Here is a 2,762-nt window from a genome sequence, read left to right on the forward strand (position 1 = left end):
CGGAACAATCCCAAGCACCACGAGTAACACCATCGCGACCGCAAGCCAGGCATACAACATGTAGGGGATCGCCTGCATATAAACCGCAATGGCCTGGCCTTCGGGAGCCACCCCGTTGTCGACCAATAAGCCACCAAAAAACACCGCCCAGGTCGATAACGGCACTAAAACGCACACAGGGGCCGCAGTAGAGTCCACCACATAGGCGAGCATCTCCCGAGACACTTTAAATTTATCCGTCACCCGCTTCATGGTTGACCCAACGGTCAAGGCATTAAGGTAATCGTCAATAAAAATGACAATGCCCAGGATAAACGTCATAAACAGCGAGGATTTAGGGCCTTTGGCCAGTTTTATCGCATTACGGCCAAAGGCCAGAGCACCACCGGTACGGACCAACAGCGCAATCAGCGCACCAAAACCACCGCAGACCAAAATCAACCAACCTATGGTCTCATCGGTCATCACTTTCAATGACACACTGGCAAAATTATTTAAGACTTGGCTAGGATCGAGTAACAAAAAACCGGTTACTGCACCGATGATCAAGGAAAAAATTGGGCGGCGTAACCAAATGGCCAACACCAATACCACCACAGGTGGGATAAGACTTAACGCTGTCGGTTCGGACATGCACTTAGGTCCTCTACATAAGTCGCCTAAAAGGCAAAAATTGTCAGAACAGCGCCTGTAAGCACCGCTATACAGAACGCCAATACCGCTGCTTTATGTTGACTACCCCCGCAGATAAATCCCGCTCGACGTATGCTCCGAAGCGCTTGCTATCTTAGGTACTATGCCAAAAACATCGCGCAGAAAATAAAGCGCATTGAATACTGAGTCAACAATAAATTTACCTGATAAAAGATTAATTCAGGCACGCTAAATCAATTACAATTCAAATCATTGATAAAAAACATATTTATCAAATATCCTCCAGTACTTTCCTCCACCGTTACTGTTTAATAATCATTCAGTTAAATTGCCTAATTATTATTTATTAGCCTGAAACTGTCATATTAAGCGCTTAATTAAAATACACCTTGTAAAATCAGATAGTAATAATTTACAAAATCACAAAATTATCACAACAGCTATCCACATTATGCTCTCTTATACACTGATGCTCCCATCGTACTTTTTGCTAAGCTACAAGTAACTTACGGATAAGGCGCATTAAAATTGAAAATGCCCAACACGATGCAGAATTAATCGCTTTTTAAAATTACAGTTTAAGCATATTAAACTTGTTTGCATTTAGTTAAATCTGCATTAGAGCATATTTAACTAAGCGTCAGCCTTAAAAAAATCCCCTTTTTGCCTCCCTCACCTCTTCCTTAAGCCTTAAAACTTCGTTATGGTGCGCTAACTTGAGTCAACACACTATGCATGTCCCGAGGTGTAAATGCGCCCTATCATCAAATCCCACAAGCTGGATACCGTTTGTTATGACATCCGCGGCCCAGTGCACAAAGAGGCCAGACGTTTAGAAGACGAAGGCCACCGGATCCTTAAACTCAATATCGGTAACCCTGCCCCCTTCGGTTTTGAAGCGCCAGAGGAAATCGTGCGGGACGTGATCCTCAATTTACCCAAGGCTCAAGGTTATTGTGAGTCAAAAGGATTATTCTCTGCCCGCAAGGCGATTGTGCAGCATTATCAAGCCCAAGGTATTTTTGGGGTGGATATTGAGGATATCTATATCGGGAATGGGGTGTCAGAGCTCATCATGATGGCGATGCAGGGCCTACTCAATACCGATGATGAGATGCTGATCCCCTCGCCCGATTACCCCTTATGGACGGCCGCCGCCAACCTTGCTGGTGGCAAAGCCGTGCACTATCGCTGTGATGAAGAAGCCGATTGGTTTCCAGATCTTGATGATATAAAAAGCAAAATTTCACCCCGTACTCGCGGGATCGTGTTGATCAACCCCAATAACCCTACAGGTGCAGTGTACAGCCGCGAATTACTGTTACAGGTGATCGAACTGTGCCGTGAACACAGCCTGATTTTATTCGCCGACGAAATTTACGACAAAATTTTGTATGACGAGGCGCGGCACATACCCGCGGCAAGCCTGTCGGATGATATTTTAACCGTCACGTTCAATGGTCTATCCAAGGCTTACCGAGTCGCAGGTTTTCGCGTGGGCTGGATGATGCTCTCTGGCAATCTCAAAGCGGCAAAGAGTTACATTGAAGGCTTAGAAATGCTCTCTTCGATGCGCCTATGTGCCAACGTGCCCAATCAACATGCCATTCAAACCGCCCTCGGGGGCTATCAAAGCATCAACGAGCTCATTTTGCCCAGCGGCCGTCTAACCGTACAACGGGATGCCTGTTACGAATTATTAAACCAAATCCCTGGGGTCAGCGTCAAAAAACCGCAAGGCGCGCTTTATGCCTTCCCTAAACTAGACATGAAAAAGTTTAATCTGCGGGATGATGAGCGCTTAGTCTTAGATTTATTAAGAGAGAAGAAAATTTTACTGGTACACGGCAGCGCCTTTAATTGGCCGGAGCCGGATCACCTGCGAGTCGTATTCTTACCCTATAAGGAAGATCTCAATAAAGCCCTGACCGAATTTGGTGCATTCCTTGAGCATTACCGCCAATAAGGTGAAGCCCTTAATGCAAATAAGCGATCCAAGTGGATCGCTTATTTTTTCCTGTTTAGCCCCCTCAGCTGTTTAAGGGATGACTGAGTGCATCAAGGTCCCCATCTCCTCAAGGTCGTCTTCTCAATGTCATCGCCCAAAG

At 45.8% G+C, this 2,762-nt stretch carries 1 protein-coding gene and 1 pseudogene; one reads left to right on the top strand and one right to left on the bottom strand.

All coding sequences use genetic code 11. The features are described from left to right. A pseudogene (locus ACRCZA_RS16655) lies at positions 1-633 on the bottom strand (Na+/H+ antiporter NhaC family protein); the annotation flags it as partial. Between the two features lie 772 nt (positions 634-1,405). Here ACRCZA_RS16655 and ACRCZA_RS16660 point away from each other — a divergent pair. Next, positions 1,406-2,620 (top strand): pyridoxal phosphate-dependent aminotransferase, encoded by a 1,215-nt coding sequence (locus ACRCZA_RS16660; protein WP_438675492.1) that lies wholly within the window; start codon positions 1,406-1,408, stop codon positions 2,618-2,620. Positions 2,621-2,762: the final 142 nt, after the last annotated feature.

It is taken from the genome of Shewanella sp. (assembly GCF_051658185.1).
In the GTDB taxonomy this organism is placed as follows: domain Bacteria; phylum Pseudomonadota; class Gammaproteobacteria; order Enterobacterales; family Shewanellaceae; genus Shewanella.